This window comes from Virgibacillus sp. Bac332 (genome assembly GCF_003667785.1).
In the GTDB taxonomy this organism is placed as follows: Bacteria; Bacillota; Bacilli; order Bacillales; family Amphibacillaceae; genus Virgibacillus; species Virgibacillus salarius.
The window spans coordinates 289,240-311,092 of the sequence record NZ_CP033046.1 but is presented as its reverse complement, the minus strand read 5'-3'; the positions used below and the strand labels follow the sequence as shown (position 1 = coordinate 311,092).

Here is a 21,853-nt window from a genome sequence, read left to right as displayed (position 1 = left end):
TGGGTTCGGTACTTTTGGCGAACCCACATTTTCACTAAATGGTGGAAGGACATACGGTTAAAAATATTATGACTTTCATCCTCGATGAAAATATTATGACTTTCATCCTCGATGAAAATATTAAAACATTATTTACCTTTCCACAAATGGGTGCGCTAATCGAATAGTGCGTCCTTTTGAATCGAGCCAGATATTGAAGAACCACTACCTGAAAAATCAGTCGTATTTTATAGGAGCGGGTTAATGAAAAAGAGATATGGTAATGTTAAATAACATAGGAGCATTCCTGTAATGAAGAAATTTGAGGGTTGAACAAAAAAGAGCCCCCTTGGTATAGTACAGGGTGTCAATGCGCATTGACCCCGAAATTAATAAATACCAAGGAGAGGACCCACTATGAATTATAATCAAAATCACAAACTATCGCAAATCACACCAGAAACATTAATTGTAGGAATCGACATCGCTAAAAACAAACACGTGGCACGTGCGCAGGATGACCGAGGGTTTGAATTTGGAAAACGACTGATCTTCGACAATCGCGTTCATGGCTTTGAACAGCTTTTAAACTGGGTCTCCAGACTTCAAAAAGAACACCGTAAAAGTGAATTAATCATCGGTGCAGAGCCAACAGGACACTTTTGGCTGAGCCTTGCTTATTATCTGAAAGCAAAAGATATTAACTTTGTGCTGGTAAACCCTATGCACGTGAAAAAGTCCAAAGAACTCGATGATAACTCACCAACGAAAAATGACACCAAGGATGCGCGTGTCATTGCACAGCTGATAAAAGACGGACGATACTCCGTACCAAATCTTCTCGATGGCATTTATGCCGAACTGCGGGAAGGGATCAAATTACGAGATCAACTCGTCAAACAGCTGATTATCATTGAAGGACGCATTCAAAACCATATTCAGCGATATTTCCCAGAGTTTAATGATGTATTCAAAGACTGGGAAGGCAAGACAGCTTTATTCAGCTTACGTAACTTTCCGTTTCCATCCGACCTCCGAGGCGTGACTCCGGAGGAAGTATTAGCACAATGGAAAACGACAATTAAGCGAGGCGTCGGAATCAAGCGTGCAACTCAGTTCATTGAGAAGGCAAGGAAGAGTGTCGGCATTGAAGTTGGATTGCGTTTCGCAAGAAAAGAAATACACAGTCTCTTAGACCAATACGAGCTCTATCAGAGCCAATTAACCGAACTGGACATGGAAATTACAGATCTCATGAAAGACATTCCAGGCGCCCAGGAAATGATGAATATTAAAGGGCTGGGGCCAATCACCATAGCCACCTTTCTCTCTGAGGTCGGAGACCTCAAAAAATATGACCATCCACAACAGCTGGTCAATATGGCAGGTTTGTCGTTACGAGAACATAGTTCAGGGAAGTTCAAGGGACAAACAAGGATAACAAAACGAGGGCGGAAAAAGCTGAGAAAAGCTTTATATCTGGCCGTTAGGCCATTAGTAGCCAGTAACTCGACGTTCAAGACCCTGCACAGATATTACACGACCCGATCCGTCAACCCGTTGAAGAAACAACAGTCATTGATTGCAATGTGCGGCAAATTACTACGTGTACTGTTTGTGATTGGCAGAAAACAATGTGAATTTGAAGGTAGCAAGCTATTACAAGGTTTAACTCAAATGAAAGAATTGCAGGCAGTTTAAGCTATTTCAAAGTAGTTGAAAAAATGCATCTAAGTTTTGGAATGAACAAACACCAATAATGCAGAGTCGGAGATTATTTATTCCATTCGGGCACCAGACCCAGCATAGGAGCTTTTTCCGACCTCCACCTTGTGGATACGCAGGACGAAGGAATGTATGGATTAAAATCCCGTGATACATGGGAGGGTGAGCGACCATAAGCGGTGTGGAGAATGAGGGCATGGTTATATCCCTTTTCAACCAAATGTACACAATTTGGCTGTTAGGATGGATAAAACCCGGTTAGAATATTCTGTACTCTGATTAAACGCTTTATCCATCAATACATTCAATGAAATGGTGCTTGATTAATTCTAAGAAAACAAGAGTATTTTGAAGATAATTAAAGTATATAGAGGGAGGAGAAATGGAAAGTCATAAATTTCATGAGTTTTTAAGAATAACAAGAAAATTAAATGAGATTCAAATTATACCATTGTTAATGGGGTCAGTTGGTTTAGAAGTTGTTACAGAAAAGAGCTGGGATGCTCAGGATTTAGATATTCATGTACCTGGTGATAAAAGAGATTGGGAAGTACCTGCTGAAAAAGCTATTTTTGATTGGGATCGTATTGTACGGCTTATGGATTCTCTTGGATATTGTTTAGTAGATTTACATGAACATGAATTTTTAAAAAGTGGGTTATCAGTCGAGTTTGGCATCATTGATACTTTACCATCTTTCGCAGGAGTATTATTAGAGGGTATAGAAACACATCAAAAGGCAGGCGCAAAATTTTACTTATTAACACTGAAACAATATTTACGTGTACATGAAGCTTCATCTAAAGACAGTTATCGAGCAGATAAAAATAATTATAAAGATATTCATAAAATAGAGTATCTAAAAACAAAAGCATAACTGCTATTTCATTAGGCGCAGTTATTGAATAAGTAGTGTTCAAGAATTGGGCCAGATTGTTGAGTTAGGAAGAATAATTCTCATATATTGAAAAAAGCACCAATTTTGGTGCCTTTAATTATTTCCTTGGAGTTGTAGGTTTTTGGTGTTCCAAGTTTAATTGTTCAACTTGCATCGTGATTAGATTATTATCTTTTAACATATTCTTATAGACAGGTGTCACACCAAAAGTTATCGCATCAGTTCCCAAGTGCTTACCGTCTTCAGAGTACGTTTTTACAGTAAATTTTATTAAATATGGATGACTTAACTCTCGTCCTTTTTCGCTTTGTTGCATTTCAACTACATCATAGTTTTTCGCCCACCAATCAAATTGGAAATGTATAGAATCCCGTTTGTAATAATTTCCCAAAGCATTGTGAATCTTGTTGTTGAATTGTTCTAACATAAAATGGTCAAAAACCTGTTCCATTCCTTTTGAATCGTGCTTGTGTGAATTTTCAGCTTGAACGGAATTGTAACCCATTAATAAAAAAGCAGATAATACAATTATGAATAGGCATTTCTTCATATTGGTAGCCTCCTTGAGGTTATTATTTTCAAAATGAAGTAATACTATTCTCTAAAAGATGGTAAAAACGGTGTTTCAAAGAAAAGTTTAACCAATTTTTCATAAATAGGAGCAAGTTTTTCTAGAATATATGTGCAGCATAATTGTTTTAAAGCTATCTTCCATAAAAGGGCGCATTTCCGGAGCAAGGATATGTGCCTTTTTGCATGAAAAGGCACATATTCAGGAAAAACTTATTGTGTAAATTATGGAATTTTGAGATATTAATATTAAGTTAAAGGGTAGAATTGTCAAAGAAGGAGTTAGAAAAGTTAAATGAACAGCAGTATAGGAAGTTAGGTTATTATGACTAAGGATTTTTATTGTGATGAAGTATTAAGTGGTAAAACCCAAGTAAATAAGGTGTTTTAGATAGAAAATGTATTAACCTATTATCATACAAAATCTTTTTACCCAATACATATTGTTGCAATTGCTAAAAAACACATACCTTTTCTAATTACATTAGAAGAAAGTGATAATGGATTATTACTTGAACTACTGGGGGTAATTAAAAAGGTTGCGACTATGGTTACAGAAGAAGGCGGAGCTTGCAGAGTTATTACTAACATAGGAGATTATCAGGACTCAAAACATTTACTTGGTATATAGTCTCTGGAAACCATTGAGACAGTTACTAATCAAACAGGGATGATTGCTTAATAAAGTGATCGCTTTCTTACGTTTAACAAATAAAGTTTTTGTTTCTAGTCATTACGAATAAGAAAGAGTTTTATTCAGTGGAATTTAAGATATCAGAAATAAAAGACTTTACTCCTCAAATCGGACACTTGGTTTCACAGATGGATTACGCTAGAAAAACAACTTTAGAGGCTGTAAAAGGATTAACGACCTCAGAATTAGATTTCTTACCAAATGATGATGCCAATAGCATAGGAGCACTATTATTACATATTGCGGCTGTTGAAAAAGGATTTCAAATTGAGATTTTTGATGGTAAGAGTCCAAATGAGCAAGAGACGGCTGAGTAGGGAGACGCATATAGTCTAGGTGAAAAAGGAAGAAAAAATATAAAAGGGAAATCGTTTAGATTTCTACATTGATAAACTTACTAAGGTACGAAAAGGAACTTTAAAAGAATTTTCCAAACGGAATGATGATTGGTTGTACGAAAATAGATTATGGGATAGCAATCCATCTAATAACTATTTTATATGGTTTCACGTATTTGAAGATGAAATTAATCACAGAGGTCAAATACGAATTATTAGAAAGATGTTAGTTAAATAAAAGAGTTGTTCCAGAAAAGTGCGCAATAACGGAACAAAGTTGTGCTAGAAATTGGCCATTTTGTGGAATAGGATATTGTGAGATTTATGATGAATTTGGAACATAGATTCCTAAAGGGAGGTATGGATATGACAAAAAAGGTATTACTAATTATTGATGTTCAAAATGGAATGTTTCAAGAAGAAAATGTTGTCTTTAATGGTGATAGGTTAATAAAAAACTTAAATGATTTATTAAAAAAAGCACGATTAACAAAGACACCAGTTTTTTATATTCAGCATAATGCACCTGTTGGAAAACCTTTAGAATTTGGAACAAAGGGGTGGGAAATTCATTCTGAGATAGCTCCAGAAAATGAAGATATAGTAATACAAAAAGCAACTCCAGATTCATTTTTTAATACATCTTTGGATGAAAAGTTGAAAAAGCAGGGGATTGAACATTTATACATTGCAGGGATTCAAACGGAACTTTGTGTAGATACAACATGTAGGAGAGCTTTTAGTATGGGATATAAGGTGACTTTAGTTTCAGATACACATAGTACCTGGACTTCTAGTGAAATTACTGCACAACAAATTATAAACCATCATAACAGAGCCTTAAATTGGTTTGCAGATGTTTATCCTAGTAGTGAGATTAAATTCAAACGGGCCATTTAGTTGATATTGAATTTTTAGAGAGAATGGGGATTGATATGAACCAATTATACTCATCATTGAAAAAAGCAGGTTTAATTTTCACAAGAGATATATTCCAAGAAGAAGAGGAGTTTATTCTTCTTGAAACAAGGAAAAATGGCTCATCAGAAGTTGATATTACTACATTCGAATCCCTTTTCCAAGATGTAAAAGAAAATCCGACATATAAAGCCTTGTCTGGCTCTCATACTTTTAAATTGGATGGAGTGCAATATACTATGACTGCTAAGGATATGGGCTATCAAAAGTACTTTGACCAATGGAAAGAGCAAGGATTGTTTAATTTCTAATCATTAATCGGGTGCTTTCGCGGAATAAGAAATGCGCACACTATTGTTTACTATTCCTGTTTTTCAGCATTCTGATTGCAAGTATTGGTAAGGAGGTAAAAACGTGTTCGATATAAAAAGTTACTCAACGTTTAAGAAAATCAAACCTGTAAACAAAGGTTGGTCCAGTGACAAAAAATACTATATTGAAACGATGGAAAATGAAAAATTGCTACTCCGTACAACTGATATTTCAGCATATGATACAAAGAAACATGAATTCGAAATGATGAAAAGAATAGCAGAATATAATCTATCTATGTCGTATCCTATTGAATTTGGTATTTGTGACAATGGAAAAAGTGTGTATTCACTTTTTAAATGGTGTGACGGTGAAGATGCTGAAATTGTATTACCCAAGCTTGCCAATATTGAGCAATATGCAATAGGTATAAAATCAGGACAGATATTGAGGAAGATACACAGTATACCAGCGCCAAATGAACAAGAACATTGGGCAACTCGTTTTAATCGTAAAACAGACAATAAAATAAAAAAATACAATCAATGTGGCATAAAAATAAATGGAGACAATAATATATTAGACTACATTGAGGCGAACAGATATCTTCTTGAGGAAAGACCGCAATGTTTTCAACACGGTGATTATCATGTTGGGAATATGGTTATTTCGTCAGAAGGAGAGTTGAGTATAATTGATTTCAACCGTAATGACTACGGTGATCCATGGGAAGAATTTAATCGCATTGTATGGAGTGCTGCTGCCAGCCCGTACTTCGCCACAGGACAACTTAACGGTTATTTTAATGGAAGACCTCCCGTTCAGTTTTTTAGACTTTTGGCTTTCTATATAAGCAGCAATACATTATCTTCAATATACTGGGCAATCCCTTTTGGTGCAGATCAAATTAGCGTTATGCAAGAACAGGCAGCAGAAGTTCTGACTTGGTTTGATGGTATGAATAACCCGATACCATCTTGGTATTTAGAAGACTATTGTGTGTCTTAAAGATTTTTAATGATATTCACCAATCGGGCGAGAATGGAATAAGAGGCAGCCGCCATTTTTACTTTATGCCAATTTGTTAAAGAATTGTGGGTAAAAACAGATTAGCCAAAACGTATTGTTAGTAGAATAAAGAGAAATAGGAGAAGTGGATAATGCCAGCTTATAATAAACTTGTTCGGGACAAAATCCCAGAGTTAATCGAAAGAAATGGAGAAACATGCAAGGTTAAAATGCTTGATAAATCAACGTATTTTCAGGAATTAAAAACAAAATTGAAAGAAGAAGTAAATGAGTACTTACAAGCAGAAAACGATGTAGAAGCAGTTGAAGAACTCTCTGATGTTCTGGAAATTATACATTCCTTATCAACAATTCATGGGGAAGGATTTAAAGACATAGAAGCAGCAAGAAAAAAGAAATTTGTTGAACGGGGTGGTTTTAAGGAAAAGGTTTACCTAATTGAAGTCGATGATAACTAATTTAACATTAATTTATTAAGCAAACGGGCGCCATTCTTGAATAAGAGCCTGCTCTTAACTTTACATTTTAAATGCCATTTTGTGGAGGATTACTAATCAAGAGGTGGAATTCATGTCCCAAAAAAAGATAAAGCAAATTTTCTGGTTACATATGCATGTCTGTTCGTTATATTTTATTTCGCTGTCATGCTGTTTAAATACCTAACTAATGATAGTTTAGATTGGTTAAATACTTTTACATTCATGTTTTGTATTTCTCTTATTTACCTTTTATTAAGGCAAACAAAAAATCGATAAGCGTTCTAGTACTTATCTTCTTTTGTCTTTATTATTTAGTTCTCAATTGATAGTTAAAACTATTCCATAAATACAATCTTTATCAAACGGGCGCAATTCCAGAACAAGAACCAGCGCCCTTATTACGGATTAGAGCCATTTAATTGAATAATCGTAAATGCTGAATAGAAAAGGGATTAGGAGCATTCCTGTAAGGGAGAAATTTGAGGGGATATCGAAGCAGAGTCCGGATGCATAAAAAAAGCCCTCTTGGTACGATAGAGAGTGTCATCACGATGACCTCGAATTAAGTACCGAAGGAGGACTTCTACTATGGATTTTACACAAAATATGCGCATAGCGCAAATCAACGAAAACACACTGATCATTGGTGTCGACGTGGCCAAAAAGAAACATGTAGCACGGGTGATTGATGATCGGGGCAGAGACCTAGCCAAAAGGTTAGTGTTTACTAACTCTCATCAAGGTTTTTTTACGCTTCTCACCTGGGCGAGAGAGCTGGCGAATGAACATAAACGTCCGGACATCATCATCGGCATGGAGCCAACCGGTCATTATGGGCTGAACTTGGCTTATTATTTGAAAGCAGAAGGGATCCATACGGTAGGTGTTAATCCGATGAAGGTAAAACGGTTCAAGGAAATGGACGATGACTCCCCGACCAAAAATGATACGAAGGATGCCAAAGTCATCGCTCAAATCATTAAAGACGGGCGTTTTCATGAACCCACACTACCCGAGGATGTCTATGCCGAATTGAGGGAAGGCATGAAACTACATGACATCATCCAAGAGGACTTGTCTTCCATCAAAGCACAGATGCATAATGCGCTGGATCGCTATTTTCCGGAGTTCCTAGATGTCTTCAAAGACTGGACCGGGAAAGCAGCACTCCACCTACTGGAAAAGGGGTATCTTCCTGATGATATCCGACAGGCTTCGGAAGAAGACTTGATGGCCGAAGTGAAAAACGCTGCCCAACGTGCAGTGGGGATGAAACGTATCCAGGCATTAAAACAGGCAGCCGAAGATAGTATCGGCCTGACGGTCGGTTTAAGCATGGCACGCGAAGAATTCCGTTATCTTATTGACCAATACAAGGCCCTAGAAGAACGACTCGTCGCTCTTGAAGCACAACTCGAAGAACTCGTTCTTCTGGTTCCTGGGGCGGAGCAGATGATAGCCATCAAAGGTGTCAGTACCATGACAGTGGCCGGTTTCTTTGCGGAAGTCGGTGATCTATCGAATTACAGAGATCCACGCCAAATTATCAAATTAGCGGGACTCAATCTGATGATGAATCAATCCGGGAAATTCAAGGGGCAGACAACCATTACGAAACGAGGACGCAAAAGGCTGAGAAAGCTCCTGTATCAGGTGGCACGCCCCCTCTCGTTTCATAATGAAGCTTTCCGAAAGCTTCATGACCATTACCGTCATCGATCCATCAATCCCTTAACTGGGAAGCAATCGTTTATCGCGCTAAGTCGTAAACTTGTGAAAATCTTTTATGTATTAGGGACACGCAAGTGTACCTTCAGTGAAGAACGCATGATCCGGGATATCCCCGGTGTTTCAGAATTACAGGAAACTGCCTAAACAAAAAAGATCTATTTCGTTTTGAGACCCATTGTTTGAACATTCGAAGCACGGAGAAGCCGGTCGATATTTTCACCGTTAGGGCTTTGACCCGCTTTAGGAGCATTTCCGGCATCCACCATGGTCAGGTTGAACGAAGGAATTTGCGCGCATTGACGCCGAGAGACATGGGAGGGTCCACCGCCATGCGTAACGTGGAGATCCAAGGTGCGATCATACGAACGCAAACCATTTAATGGAAAAAATCCATGGATGTTTAGTTGGTGCCATCCCTTATTTCCATAAATATCATTTATTTACAGATGAAGGAACGATCAACCCCCATTCTCTTTGAATGATATAAAGTAAACGGGAGAAAAACGGAGTAATTCTGAGATAATTTTAATTTATAGAGGGAGGGGGATTATGTTAGCGCCGGATAGCATATTATCTTGTTGGAGAAAATTCGATGGGTTTCCAATGGATACATTAACGAAAGCATGGTTTTATGATAAAGCAAGTAATGGGAGACAAAGAGATGTCTCCCTAATGAAAGAGCATAAAAGCCAATATGGTATTACAGGAAATTGTTATGACCTTGCAATCTGGTTACTTGATGAATTTGAAAAAAATGGTGTGAAAGCATTCCCAATTGGTCATGATTTAAATACAATTGATGCACATGTTGCAATAGTGGCATTAGATGAAAATGGTAACCGTTTTCTCTGTGATTTAGGCGATCAATGGTTAAATCCAATTTTGATAGATTCTATGAGTGAAGACTTTACATATGAAAAATTGGATGGATTTTTTCCTGCTGCGCAAATTCAAGTGAAATCTGTAGGAAACATGATTGAAGTAACATATCATAGACCAAATGGAAAAGTATCACGACAATTTTATGATCCGGAACCAATTAATAAGGACGACTTTTTTAAGGCCGCCGAATACTCGCAGAATTTAATTAAACCAAAACCCCTTTTGGAGTGTAGAACACCCTACAAAAATGATATTGCTCACTGGGAATTTTATGATTGGAAGAGTTTTCTAAGTACCAGTGAAGGGTTAATTAATGAACAATCGCTAAATACAGTAGATGAATGGTCAGAAAAAATAAAACTTAAAACAGGATATAATAAGCAATTCCTTATTGAGGCATTGGAAATTTACAAGGCTATGGCTAAATTGAAATATTAGTTATGCCATTAAATGGCGATTATACCGCATAAGGATAAGCGCCTTATCTTTATACTAATACATTTCGATTGTTAAATAAAGGTTGAGTAATAAGACCATACTGAAATCAAATTAATTGATTCATAGTATGGGAGTGTGAAAACATGTTGTTGTCGGAAGCGTAGGAAAAGTACCAATCAGATAAAATAATTGAAGGTTATTCTCTTCTTACTATAATAGAAGAAGAGATTGAGTATTACGAAAAGGATTTTGAAGAGTATGTAGAGACTTGGGAAAAGTTTTTGGATGTGGCTGTCTTTGGTGACTCCAGAAGAACACCACTATTAATGACTGCGGCGAAGGATTTATCCCTTGTTAAGGATGGAAGGTATTATTGGCACGCAAGGGGAAAAACGGCTGGTAACATTATTAGAGGTATGCACAAAGATGAAACGGAGGATATTTATGAAAACCTCCCTAATAACTTAAATATCTTATTACTCCGTGCAACCCTTCCTAAGTCACAAGATGCGTACAGGGATTTAACTTCAGGCATATTAGAACAAAAAACAGGAGCAACTGTAAAGTTAGTTCCTAATGTTTCTCATATGTTACATTGGGGTAATCCAGAAGTTGTAATAAAAGAAATAAAAGAAAGATGGTAGTTGGGTTATTCAACTATCGGGCGCAATTGTGGAATAAAATGAATGAGCCCTAATTATTAACTTTGTTCAATTAAGTGGTGTAGCCGGTACGTTATCGTGCCGGTATTTTTTTATGCTTGCAGGATTTTCTTTTGACGTAACCAAGAAAAAGATGGATGGCGACTTGGAAAAAATTTGATACAATTTATGTGTGGAGCATTGAATACTTTGAATTTAACAAGCGGGAAAATAGGTTATTGGTGTCTAGTTAATTTATAGAAAGATAAAAAGGAGGGAAGAAATGATTTTGAAGAGAGTGGACTAGAGGGAGTCTTTGCAGTAACTGAAGAAAAAAATTTTATAAATAGTGAATCCATTATTCCATATATTCTTCGTGGGAAGGTAGTTCATAAAATTTAAATCATCTTCAACTATTGGGCGCAGTTGTTTAATAAGTAGTGTTCAAGAATTAGGCCAGATAATTGAAGAAGACCTACTGAGATGCGATAGTTAAAAAATTAATTGTGTTAAATTATGGGTAACGAGTTTTAGGACTGTGAGTATTAAGAATGAATAAAGTTAAAGTAGAATTATAATACTTTAGGGAAAATGATTGTATTGAAGGTAAATAAACACAATGCGTAACATTACATAGTAGAAGGTGGGGGAATAAATCAATGACAACTATCGTCCAATCAATCTATTATAATCAAGCACCTGATACATTACAAAGTGAGATTGCCGTAATGCTACATCAGGTTTGGCCAGATGCTTGTCCGATGCCGGGAGCAACGATTCCGAAAGCTCACGATAAAGAACTTAATGCACGCTCAGTTTATTCCTACATAGATGGGAAGTTGGTCAGCTATGCAGGTGTAGTGCATAAGACTATCAAGCACGATGGACAAACATTCAATATTGCTGGACTTAGTTGTGTGGCTACTCATCCCAAGTATCATGGTCAAGGGTTAGGTTTACGTACAGTCGCTGCCGCTACTCAATGGATTGAAAAACAAAGAGACATAGATTTTGGCATATTCACGTGTAAACCATCTTTAGCTTCTTTCTATAATCGTGCCGGTGCTTGGCTTGTTGTACCAGATGTGGTGCTCATTGGTAGCCGAGGTGAGGGGGCTTTATCTAGCGAAACCTTAGACGTTGTTGTTCTGATGCGTCTGTTTTCTGAAAAAGCCAAGGCTTATGAATCGATCTTGCGTCATACTACTATTAATCTTGATTTTCCAGATGGTCAGTTTCTATAATAATCTGAGACCGATCTTTAGCAATCGGGCGCAATAACGGAACAAAGTTGTGCTAGAATTCGGCCAGATAATTAAACAACACATCTTGTGAAAATAACAGAGACTTGAAATAATTGTAATTAGGTTAACGTAGCATTAATGTAAAAATAATTTGTTAAAAAACGGAGGGAGATTTTATGAAAAGGAAATCGGGTTTGATTTTTGGTTTTATAGGAGTTCTTGTACTATCAACTGGATTTACAGATGTATTAGCAAAAGGGCAAGTTGATGTTAGTGATGGAGATAAAATTAAAGTTGTAACAGTAGAGGAACAAGAAGCACGTGAAGGTAAGGACATTAAAACAGTCATAACCGCAGAAGAACAAAATAGTGTAGAGAATTCATCAGCTTTATCAGGATTTGTACCGCAAAAAAATGGAGAAGGGTTTTATTTTATAAAAGAAAAATAAACTTGAATATAATTATTCAAGTAACGGGTGCTTTAACGAAATTGTATGCTGGAATCTTAATTGAGAAATGGATGTAATTGAATGGAAAGAGTGTTAAAATCTAAAACTTTTATAATTACAATGGGAGTAATAAGTATTTTAGCTATATTTTTAACCTTAAAAAAGGATGTAATTTTCCAAGAAGGAAACCCAGTTCCGATGGCATTAGCTATGTCAAAAATGATTTTTCAAGATAGAGAAATTGCCGAAATAAAAGGAGCAGAAGAGATAGGCGGGATTTACGGATATTTGGTAAAACGAGGAGAAATGGAGCCATACATTAAAATGATGGAAAAGGAGGGGTGGCGTTTTGTAGGAAGAGATGAGATTGGTAATGCTCTGAAATTTGAAAAAGGGAATACAACTCAAAGCATTGCTTATCAATATTACACGAGATGGTACACAATAATTTACTCTTAGACAAACGGGCACACTTCCATAATAGGAAATCACTCACGTTTGCTTTCTGGTCCGCTTTTCCGAAAAATTTAATAAGCCAAAATATTTTTTTATTTAAACCAAAATTTTGGCTTATACACTTGTAAAAAACAAAAATTAATTAAATTGATGCAACCACTACACTAGGCTTATCCGTCTGCTTTTCTTATAATAGGAAATCTTACAAATAATATCACAACACTAACCAGTAATGGTAGGGAACTCCATGCCATTATTATGTTAATCTTGATGCCTATACCTAGTAAAAATGAGGTAATTGCATAGGAAAGGGGAATAAGCCCTAAAGACCCTGTACGAATTAAGCTCATTACTCTTCCTATCTTATTTCTATCTGTATATGTTTGAACCATAGAAATTAACGGAATATTAATTGCGGGGTTAAGCATACCAATTAAAATGATGACTGGAATGGCAATCTCAATGATTTGTACCTGACTGAATAGAAGCATTCCCAGCCCTTGAAAAGCAATTAAATATAAAGCATATGCTCCTCTGTTTCTATTTATATTAATGATACTAATAATAATCGAGCCAGCAATCATCCCGAAGGTAAATCCCCCTTGAACGAAGCTATAGTCTAAGGAATTTCCCTTCAACACACCTTCAACAAAAACGGGCAGCCCCATCATTAGTGGACCTGATATAAATAGATTTGTAATAACTGTAATAGTAAATAATGCTCGCAACAATGGTTTTTCCCAAGTATACACAAATCCTTCTTTCAGTTGTTTGATAAAAGAAATATCTTTCTGCTCTTTTACCATAGAAGTCCCATGAGTTACCCTAATAAAAAGAACGCCTAGGCCTGCAATACCCAGTAACAAACTTATGAAGATTAGCAATATATGATAATTAATAATACTTATAAGCAATCCAGCGAGAAGAGGCCCTGAAAAGAGAGCTACTTGGATAGCTCCTTGAATTAACGAGTTGGCACGTGTGAGCTGTTCAGTTTGGATAATTTTTGGTAAAAGGGAATCTCTTGCGGGTTCGAATAAACCTCCAAACATACCAAAAAAAGCAGCATTTATGGCTAAAATCCATATAGGAACTTCCATAATAAACATAAAGGCAATAGCTAATCCCAACAATAGGATCGCTCTAGAAGAATCCTATAAGAACATAATTCTTGTTTGATTGCTTTTACCTGCTAGAACTCCGCCGATAATCATGGATAACATTCTCGAAACTGTTAAACAAATCATTACAATACCCAGACTTGCTTCCATTTTTTGTCCATCCACTACATACCATGTTTGGATAAACATAAACATAGATAGACTTAAACTGGATATAACCGTCGCAATCCATAATACTACAAAAGACACTGACCTAAATAAAGAAATGTTCCTTTTTTCCCTAATCGCTTTAGTTTGTTCCATTTTCTCACCTCAGTAATTTATTTTTATACGGTAAAAAAAAATTAACAATAGGTTCTAAAAAAAGAGCCAAAACCTAGAGTTTAGGACTCTTTTTCCTTTTTTTCAAAACTTTCTTCTTCTATTTCCAGACCTAGAATATGGAAATAATATAATTTAGCATCAGGAGAAGGTTTCGGTCGTTGAATCGCTGCAAGCTCTTCCATTAAAGCGGATAATTTCTTTTGCCAAGCCATGAAATCCTGCTCTGTGGCATGGATTTCATAGGCGCTAGACCGATATTTCCATTCAGAAGGATCTTTGGACCCAGAATCATCTTGCAATGATTCTTCTGCCGCAGCGAGTATTCTTCTCTTTGACTGATCTAACATACTTATCATCATTTGCCGGACAGTTTCAGTCATATTTGAGTATGGAAGAAGGGTACGATCAGGTACAAAACCACCTGCAGTCGCTTGGTAAAATTTTTGCAAGATCCCGTTTTTTTCTTCTTTTCGAACGACCGCCACGAGGTCATTTTTCTCTAATTCTTTTAAATGATAATGAATTCTAGCCCGGGATAGTTCAAATATCTCGGAAAGCTGTTGGCCAGTCTGCGGATTTTCCATCAAGCGTAATAACAATTCACATTTAAAAGGATCACTCAGTGCTTTCAATTGTTCATGGGTTGTTAACAACTTTATATCCTTCATATGTTCACTCCATTTACTCGGTAAAATAAATTTAACCATAGATTAGCAAATGAATTATTAGTTGTCAAATTGTATCTAGTTACATGTGAAGTCTCACTACCATTAATCTAGGGATATATTTTATTATACATTTCGATTGTTGAATAAAGGATGTTTAAGCAGACCATATTGCAATCAAGTTAATTGATTCATAGTATGGGAGCGTGAAAAAAATGTTGTTGTCTGAAGCATGGAACAAGTACCACTCACATAAAAGAATTGAAGCCTATTCTTTTCTTACTATTGATTTTTTAATTATCGAATATTTTTAGCAAAACCAATTAAATTCTCCATAATTTTAAAAATGGTGAATAATTATATTCAAAAATATTTATTTGTGCTACTATTATGCCTAGGAGGTGAGATTATGGATGTGAATGAAAGCGGTTTTAAAATTATTATGCATAGTGGTGATGCACGCTCTTATACGATGGGTGCATTAAAAAATGCTCGAAAAGGAAATTTTGGTGAATCTGAAAAATTATTAAAAGAAGCTGATAATCAGCTTCTTCAGGCACACAAAATTCAAACATCATTACTACATGAAGAGGCAAATGGAAAAAGTATGGAACTTTCTATTACATTCGTTCATGCACAGGATCACTTAATGACAGCAATGCTGGCAAAAGACTTGGCAACAGAAATTATTGCAATACAGCAAAATAAAGCTCTATAGGTATTTGAAACAAGAATGATGTAAGAGTGCTTATAACCATTAAATATTATAAAGGAGTGTATGTGTTATGCGTGTATTAGTAGCATGTAGTGCTGGTATGTCAACGAGTTTATTTGTAAATAAAGTAAAGAATGCTGCAGAAACAGAGGGAATAGATTTGCAAATAGAAGCTGCATCTATTTCAGAAGCACGTTCACTATTACAAAAAAACGAGTATGATTTGCTGTTATTAGGTCCGCAAGTTGCTTTTATGAAAAATCAAATGGAAAAAGAATTAGAGAATTTACTTACAGTTGATGTGATTAACAGTCAGGATTACGGTTTAATGCGAGTCGAAAATGTTTTAAAACAAATCAAGGATAGTGTAAACCGCTAGTATGAAAAAATATTGAGCTAGGGGGAATAAAAAATGGATATAATAGCCAATAAAATTGCTCAATGGTTAACACCAGTTGCTACGAAGTTTTCTACTCAGCGCCATTTAGGAGCTGTGCGAGATGGTTTTATAATTTTGATTCCACTTGTTATTGTAGCCTCATTTTTTATATTGATTAATAATGTGGTTTTGGACGCTAATAACGGTATTTTTGCGGATATTGTAGATTTAAGTGTTTACCAACAAATTGGAAACCAAGTTTACAACGGTACATTAGGACTGCTTTCGATCTTGATAGCTTTTACCGTCGCTTATAAGCTAGCACGCTCTTACAACGAAGATGGCGTTATACCAGGAGTGATGGCAGTTGCAGTCTTTGTTTCCATGTTTCCTAGTATTGTTGAAGTTGTTCCACTAGATCATGAAGAAGCGGTTCATGTAACAGGTGTATTTAGTCAGAGTGAAACATCAGCTACTGGATTAATTTTTGCAATTATTTCAGCATTAATTGGAACAGAAGTTTTTTTACGGTTGAAAAAAATCGAGAAACTACAAATTAAAATGCCAGAAAGTGTTCCTCCAGAAGTTGCCAGATCTTTTAACGCATTGATTCCAGCTTTTTTCACTTTAACATTGTTTGCCCTATTAGTATTTCTAACCAATACATTATTTGATTTGGGATTGCAAGAAATAATAACAAAAGTTATACAAGCACCACTTGACACTATCTATCAAGGGTTATTTGGTATCAATGGAGTTATGTTTGTCCAAAATTTATTGTGGGCTTTAGGGATTCACGGTACCTTTGTCCTTGGACCAATTACGGAACCAACTTTACTAGCCGCTATTCAGGAAAATATAGAAGCATTCCAAGTAGGCATTAATATACCTAATATTGTAACTAAGCCATTTATTGATAGTTTCACCATGATGGGTGGTGGCGGAAACACAATTGGTTTATTAATTGCCATATTTATTGCTTCTAAACGTGCAGAGTACCGTGGTGTTGCTAAGCTTTCTGCTGCTCCAGGATTATTTAATATTAATGAGCCATTAATGTTTGGACTGCCAGTTATTTTAAATCCAATCTTAGCGATACCCCTCATTCTTGTACCAATTGTAAATCTGAATATTGCTTATCTTGCTACATCTATAGGGCTGATTTCAAAAACAGTTGTGTTTATTCCTTGGACAACTCCACCTGTATTATCTGCTTTTTTAGCGACAGCAGGTGACTACCGTGCAGCAATTTTATCTGCTCTATTAATTGCGCTATCGGTACTGATTTATTTGCCATTTGTAATAGCAACTAACCGAGTAGCCGCCATTGAAAGGAAAAATAGAAACTAAACTAGAACTGTTCAACAGGAGGGTATGCATGACGAAAGTATTAATCTGTGATTTAGATGGAACATTACTTGATAAAAATAATGAAATATCATTAGAAAGCATGAAAAAAGTTCAGTCATTTTCGAACTCCGGTGGTATATTTATCATTGCTACTGGACGATTAGATCACGATATTGTATATGTTGAGAAACAACTAGGAATTCAGGGCGACTATCGAATCAGCCAAAATGGTGCGGTTATAACAAATAAGGGTGGAACAGTAGTTTTTAAAGACGAGATTAATTCTTATGTGGCTAAAGGAATCATGGAAATATTGGATGAAAGAAATGAACGAGTTGAAGTAAATGATGCTATACGTCGTTATTTTTCTTCACCGCGCCCTATGGGAGGAGTCGCTGAATTTGTTGATTCGGCAGTGATTGATCCACAATTAAGCAAAGAAGTAGGAGATAGTCTAATTCCAACTAGTTTTCTTATATTCGGCAAAAAACTGGGCTTTAAAGAGATAAAAACTGCTATCAGTAAAAAATATGATAACATTGTTAATTGTGTAGAAACTAGTGATTCTTCCTTGGAAATCATGTCAAAAAACGTATCAAAAGGTATTGCTGTTCGCAAAATTATGAAAGAAATGAATATATCAACAAAAGATGTGTATGTAATTGGTGATTCTGAAAATGATATTTCCATGTTCGAAGCAGCAGGATATTCATTTGCAATTGACGGTACTTCAGAAAAAGTAAAGCAAAAAGCAGATGAGATTCAAAAAACAGTAGCGGACTGTATTGAAGTAGTTATGAATAAATCTCCAAAAGTTAGGTGAAAACATGAAAAAGATAATCTATATCCCTTTAGATGAGCGGCCATGTAATTATATATATCCAAAATATATGGAGAAAACAAGAAAAGATATAAAACTGATCGTTCCCCCACGTGAAATACTTGGCAAGAAAAAAGAGAAGGCAAATGTCGAACAATTATGGAAGTTTATCAATGATCATGCACCCGAGGCTGATGGTCTGGTGGTTTCTGTGGAAATGATGCTATACGGTGGTCTTTTACCTTCTAGATTACATCAATTATGTGAATCAGAAGGAAAAGAGCGCTTGAGAAAGTTTCAAATGCTAAGAGAAGCTTATCCGCATTTACTGATATTTGCATCAAATTTAATTATGCGTACTCCGAAGTTTAATAGTGCTGATGAAGAACCAGATTATTATGCTGAGTATGGAGAAGCGTTATTTAAAAGAGCTTATTTACTAGATAAAGACAAACGTACAGGATTAAATGAAAAGGAAAAAAGTCAATTACAAAAAATAAATACTAAAATTCCAAAAGTGTTTATTGAAGATTATGAAAGACGACGTAAATTCAATGTTACGATGAACATGTATATTCTCGACTTAGTTGTTAAAGATGTAATAAACTTTCTTGCTATTCCGCAAGATGATGCTGCAGTATATGGATATACTGCAAAAGATCAGACAGTTGTTTATCGTGACATCGAACAAAAAAGATTACAAAACAAAGTAATGGTCTATCCAGGAGCAGATGAGGTTGGATCCACATTAGTTGCTCGGATGCTGAATCATGTGCTCAATAGGAAACCGCGGGTATACTCTTTTTTTAGCTCGACATTAGGCCCCTATATTGTACCACTTTATGAAGACAGACCATTTGCTGAAAGTGTTAAATCTCATTTGCTTGCTTCTGGCTGCAAAGTGTCCTTACAACCGGAGGAGGCAGATTTTATATTAGCAATCAATACGCCGGGTAAAGTAATGCAAGAAGCATTTAACCAAGATGAAAAAGATGTCACCTACAGCAGCTATCGTCAGCTTCACTTTTTTACGGAACATATCCAAGACTATTTGGAAATGGGAAAGCCTGTAGTACTTGCAGACAGCGCATTTGCAAATGGAGGAGATATAGAATTAATTCAATACTTGGATGATTATCACCTTTTAGATCAATTAATCTCCTATAAAGGCTGGAATACAAATTGTAATACGCTGGGAACATCAATTGCTGCAGGCGTTTTTGCGTTTGATAGGCAAGATAGCTTGACAATAAAAAAGAATCTCATATACCATATCCTTGAAGATGGTTTATATCAGGCCATTGTTCGAAAAGAGGTTACAGAAACCGTTCTTCCTGGAATTGGTGCAGACTATTTCCAGTTAAATAATCAGGATAGTAAGGTTGCTGGGGAAATTGAGAAAAGGATTGTAACTTATTATCAACAAATGATAAAAAACAGCTTTTGTGAATTCCAATTATCACAAGTTCGTGTACATTTACCTTGGAGAAGAATGTTTGAAATTGGTATTGATTTAACAATACTTTATAAGTAGTAATCCCTGGCGCAAGGAGAATTTAATCTATGAGTATAATGGATTTTTTAGCAAGAGTGAAGAGCATTTACCCGTCCTTAACGAAGAGCGAGAAAAAAGTTGCCTCGTTTGTTTCTGAAAACTACCAGCGTATTGCTTTTTTGTCTTTAACGGAGTTTGCTGATGAATTTGGTGTCGGGGAAGCTACTGTTATTCGCTTTTTAAAAAAAGTGGGCTTTTCTGGATATCATGAATTTAAGACTACTATGGCAAAGCAATTCCTTGGTGCTAAAGAAACTGAAGCAGATACTGAATTTGAAAAAACCTATCAAGATATTGTTAAAATGCTAGATGAAACTAGACTGATGACGAATACAGATAAAATAAAACAATCAGCAAGTTTAATAAAGAACAGTAATGCAATTTATTTGTATGGTATCGGTTTCTCAGCTTTGGCTGCACAGGGAGCACAGATTAGACTTATGCGTCTTGGATATAAAACATACTTTTTTTCAGAACAGCATACAAGAGTGGTGTCATCTCATTTAATTGAATCTGATGACTTGGCGATAGCATTTAGTGTAACAGGTGATACAAGAGAGACATTGCAATGGTTAAGAAAGGTGAAGGAAAATGGCGCAACAACGATTGCTATTACAAACCATTCGCGTTCACCCATTACTAAAATCGCTGAATTAATATTGTTTACTGCAGGAAAAGAAGTAGCACAAGAAGGAAGTACATTAATTACAGAAATGTCGCAGCTTTTCGTAGTTGAACAAATTTGTCATTACCTACATGAAATTGATAGTTCTAAAATAGCATTGGCAAAGAAACGAATTTCTCAGTCTATTGATTAGCGGAAATAAGTTTAATAACTTAATAAATATAGCTGTCCATTTTTAAGTGCAGTACGTATTCTCAATAAATTTAATTTTGATAAATTATTATAAATGTATCCAAAATTAGTTAAGCCTTGCGTGGTAAGGTGTTAAAACAGCATAAACTGTAAGTCTAAGACAGGTATTGGATAGTATTGATCTTTTCTCCAATCATTCCATATCTATTAAAGATTGGGGTACTGCGAGTCAAACTGTTCAAAACTATCATGAGTGGTTTTCTTTATGAACGAAGATATGTCATAACTAAAATGGTCCATTCTAAGACGAACAATAAACTACGCTAGCTTTGGAAATATACGTAGACTCCTTGAAAAAGAGGAGCGCTTTTTCTGCGTGTCATGTATCGCTGGCGAAGTCTTCCTTATCCTGTGGAGAGAAAGATATCGGTGAGCCCCACAGTGCAACATGAAGTGACCCCATAAAGTTCGATAATTTTTTTGTTAAGTGCCCTGCTGGGCAAGAGTTCGATATTGTATGAGGGCACTGAAAAGCTTGTGTTTTTTATAAATAAATTCATTATAGAGAAAAATAAGGCGCTTTTTGTTCAATTTGAACAGAAAACGCCCTATTTTTTGTCTCTTTATTATTCTTTTTCATTCAGAAGCTTCAAGATTCTATTCTTTTTAGATTGACAGCGAATATCGTCGTTGCGCTCTGAATTTGCATACCAAATAAACCCGCAGCCGATGTTTGATCGTACCCGTGTTTATTTTTTACTCACTATTTTTTGCTTCGATTTTATAGCGTTCTCGAGCTTAGCGTTTAAATTCTTCTGTTTCTTGAAAAGCTTGTTGGTCTAAATGTTCCTCTGATTTAATGGCAACAGAATAGGTTTTAGTTTTTGAGCCTTCTTTAAAACATCCTTTTCGGAGTGGACAGACCTTACATTTTTCAACGTCAAATAAATAAACCATTCTCCTGAATGTGGATCTGGTTTTTTACTTTTTCTTATTGCTAAATGTCCTGCTGGACATACAAATAAACCTGCATCTTTATAAAAGTCAAATCCTTTTCCGTTTGCTCGTTCATTTTGAGTAATCATTGGATTTAATTTAGAAATGAGTTGAATGCTTTGTTCTTTTGTATAAAGTATTTCCCTACGCAATGCCTTTTAATAATTGAACTATTGAGGTGCAATTTATATTGATCAAAAGCTACCGAAGCAACTTCTCTTATTTTTCCTTTCAATATTTGTAAGTGTTTCTAGTCTTTTATGCTGGTTATAATGTGTATAACTCAATTCGATTATAATTTCGAAATAGCATAATAAGGAAGGTGTTT

At 35.7% G+C, this 21,853-nt stretch carries 25 protein-coding genes and 1 pseudogene; 21 read left to right on the top strand and 5 right to left on the bottom strand.

The features are described from left to right. Positions 1-38: 38 nt before the first annotated feature. The 3 genes from D9782_RS23735 (at position 39) to D9782_RS01445 (ending at position 2,581) form a co-directional block, all read left to right on the top strand. A complete protein-coding gene (locus tag D9782_RS23735; RefSeq protein ID WP_256365764.1) occupies positions 39-167 on the top strand; it encodes a hypothetical protein in 129 nt (42 codons plus the stop codon). 229 nt (positions 168-396) lie between these two features. After that, positions 397-1,680, top strand: a complete 1,284-nt coding sequence (locus D9782_RS01450) for an IS110 family RNA-guided transposase (protein ID WP_121603878.1) — start codon at positions 397-399, stop codon at positions 1,678-1,680. Positions 1,681-2,086: 406 nt separating this feature from the next. Next, positions 2,087-2,581 carry a phosphoribosylanthranilate isomerase gene (locus D9782_RS01445; protein ID WP_121603877.1) on the top strand — a complete coding sequence of 165 codons (495 nt, stop codon included), beginning with the start codon at positions 2,087-2,089 and terminating at the stop codon, positions 2,579-2,581. A gap of 118 nt (positions 2,582-2,699) precedes the next feature. Here the strand turns inward: D9782_RS01445 and D9782_RS01440 are convergent, their stop codons facing one another. Next, positions 2,700-3,152 carry a DUF3888 domain-containing protein gene (locus D9782_RS01440; protein WP_026680039.1) on the bottom strand — a complete coding sequence of 151 codons (453 nt, stop codon included), beginning with the start codon at positions 3,150-3,152 and terminating at the stop codon, positions 2,700-2,702. A 345-nt stretch (positions 3,153-3,497) separates the two neighbouring features. Between D9782_RS01440 and D9782_RS23415 the strand changes: the two are divergent. The 12 genes and pseudogenes from D9782_RS23415 (at position 3,498) to D9782_RS01380 (ending at position 12,786) form a co-directional block, all read left to right on the top strand. Further along, positions 3,498-3,820: pseudogene (locus D9782_RS23415) on the top strand (HIT family hydrolase). A gap of 72 nt (positions 3,821-3,892) precedes the next feature. Next, entirely contained in the window at positions 3,893-4,183 is a 291-nt protein-coding gene (locus D9782_RS23910; RefSeq protein ID WP_371413982.1) for a DinB family protein, read from the top strand. 387 nt (positions 4,184-4,570) lie between these two features. Further along, a complete protein-coding gene (locus tag D9782_RS01425; protein WP_121603876.1) occupies positions 4,571-5,104 on the top strand; it encodes a cysteine hydrolase family protein in 534 nt (177 codons plus the stop codon). A 35-nt stretch (positions 5,105-5,139) separates the two neighbouring features. After that, entirely contained in the window at positions 5,140-5,433 is a 294-nt protein-coding gene (locus D9782_RS01420) for a hypothetical protein (protein ID WP_026680041.1), read from the top strand. A 103-nt stretch (positions 5,434-5,536) separates the two neighbouring features. Next, positions 5,537-6,442: an aminoglycoside phosphotransferase family protein gene (locus D9782_RS01415; RefSeq protein ID WP_121603875.1), complete on the top strand. Its 906-nt coding sequence runs from the start codon at positions 5,537-5,539 to the stop codon at positions 6,440-6,442. Positions 6,443-6,594: 152 nt separating this feature from the next. Continuing rightward, positions 6,595-6,921 (top strand): nucleoside triphosphate pyrophosphohydrolase, encoded by a 327-nt coding sequence (locus D9782_RS01410; RefSeq protein WP_026679669.1) that lies wholly within the window; start codon positions 6,595-6,597, stop codon positions 6,919-6,921. Positions 6,922-7,530: 609 nt separating this feature from the next. After that, the gene (locus D9782_RS01405) at positions 7,531-8,817 is read left to right on the top strand and encodes an IS110 family RNA-guided transposase (RefSeq protein WP_121603874.1); all 1,287 of its coding nucleotides are present in this window, start codon (positions 7,531-7,533) and stop codon (positions 8,815-8,817) included. Between the two features lie 405 nt (positions 8,818-9,222). Continuing rightward, on the top strand, positions 9,223-9,993 hold the full coding sequence (locus tag D9782_RS01400; protein WP_200862536.1) for a hypothetical protein: 771 nt from the start codon (positions 9,223-9,225) through the stop codon (positions 9,991-9,993). Between the two features lie 281 nt (positions 9,994-10,274). Further along, the gene (locus tag D9782_RS01395; protein WP_121603873.1) at positions 10,275-10,637 is read left to right on the top strand and encodes a hypothetical protein; all 363 of its coding nucleotides are present in this window, start codon (positions 10,275-10,277) and stop codon (positions 10,635-10,637) included. 656 nt (positions 10,638-11,293) lie between these two features. After that, complete coding sequence (locus tag D9782_RS01390; RefSeq protein WP_121603872.1) at positions 11,294-11,878, top strand: GNAT family N-acetyltransferase; 585 nt, start codon at positions 11,294-11,296, stop codon at positions 11,876-11,878. 176 nt (positions 11,879-12,054) lie between these two features. After that, complete coding sequence (locus tag D9782_RS01385) at positions 12,055-12,327, top strand: hypothetical protein (RefSeq protein WP_026679666.1); 273 nt, start codon at positions 12,055-12,057, stop codon at positions 12,325-12,327. 90 nt (positions 12,328-12,417) lie between these two features. Continuing rightward, on the top strand, positions 12,418-12,786 hold the full coding sequence (locus tag D9782_RS01380; RefSeq protein WP_026679665.1) for a hypothetical protein: 369 nt from the start codon (positions 12,418-12,420) through the stop codon (positions 12,784-12,786). A 167-nt stretch (positions 12,787-12,953) separates the two neighbouring features. On the opposite strand, the gene D9782_RS01375 is transcribed toward D9782_RS01380, so the two are convergent. The 3 genes from D9782_RS01375 to D9782_RS01370 form a co-directional block, all read right to left on the bottom strand. Further along, the gene (locus tag D9782_RS01375; RefSeq protein WP_240455786.1) at positions 12,954-13,892 is read right to left on the bottom strand and encodes an MFS transporter; all 939 of its coding nucleotides are present in this window, start codon (positions 13,890-13,892) and stop codon (positions 12,954-12,956) included. A gap of 45 nt (positions 13,893-13,937) precedes the next feature. Continuing rightward, a complete protein-coding gene (locus D9782_RS23410) occupies positions 13,938-14,153 on the bottom strand; it encodes a hypothetical protein (RefSeq protein WP_240455785.1) in 216 nt (71 codons plus the stop codon). 134 nt (positions 14,154-14,287) lie between these two features. Then, positions 14,288-14,896, bottom strand: a complete 609-nt coding sequence (locus D9782_RS01370) for a winged helix-turn-helix domain-containing protein (RefSeq protein ID WP_121603871.1) — start codon at positions 14,894-14,896, stop codon at positions 14,288-14,290. A 406-nt stretch (positions 14,897-15,302) separates the two neighbouring features. Here D9782_RS01370 and D9782_RS01365 point away from each other — a divergent pair, with 406 nt between their 5' ends. From D9782_RS01365 to D9782_RS01340, 6 genes are all read left to right on the top strand, one after another. Beyond that, the gene (locus D9782_RS01365) at positions 15,303-15,611 is read left to right on the top strand and encodes a PTS sugar transporter subunit IIA (RefSeq protein ID WP_121603870.1); all 309 of its coding nucleotides are present in this window, start codon (positions 15,303-15,305) and stop codon (positions 15,609-15,611) included. 67 nt (positions 15,612-15,678) lie between these two features. After that, the gene (locus tag D9782_RS01360) at positions 15,679-15,987 is read left to right on the top strand and encodes a PTS sugar transporter subunit IIB (RefSeq protein ID WP_121603869.1); all 309 of its coding nucleotides are present in this window, start codon (positions 15,679-15,681) and stop codon (positions 15,985-15,987) included. Between the two features lie 33 nt (positions 15,988-16,020). Further along, positions 16,021-17,337 (top strand): PTS sugar transporter subunit IIC, encoded by a 1,317-nt coding sequence (locus D9782_RS01355; protein WP_121603868.1) that lies wholly within the window; start codon positions 16,021-16,023, stop codon positions 17,335-17,337. A gap of 28 nt (positions 17,338-17,365) precedes the next feature. Beyond that, a complete protein-coding gene (locus D9782_RS01350; protein WP_121603867.1) occupies positions 17,366-18,160 on the top strand; it encodes an HAD family hydrolase in 795 nt (264 codons plus the stop codon). A gap of 4 nt (positions 18,161-18,164) precedes the next feature. Next, positions 18,165-19,691, top strand: a complete 1,527-nt coding sequence (locus tag D9782_RS01345) for a DUF4127 family protein (RefSeq protein WP_121603866.1) — start codon at positions 18,165-18,167, stop codon at positions 19,689-19,691. Positions 19,692-19,720: 29 nt separating this feature from the next. Continuing rightward, on the top strand, positions 19,721-20,530 hold the full coding sequence (locus D9782_RS01340) for a MurR/RpiR family transcriptional regulator (RefSeq protein ID WP_121603865.1): 810 nt from the start codon (positions 19,721-19,723) through the stop codon (positions 20,528-20,530). A gap of 797 nt (positions 20,531-21,327) precedes the next feature. Here D9782_RS01340 and D9782_RS23905 read toward each other — a convergent pair. After that, positions 21,328-21,486, bottom strand: a complete 159-nt coding sequence (locus D9782_RS23905; protein WP_371413981.1) for a transposase — start codon at positions 21,484-21,486, stop codon at positions 21,328-21,330. Positions 21,487-21,853 lie beyond the last annotated feature (367 nt).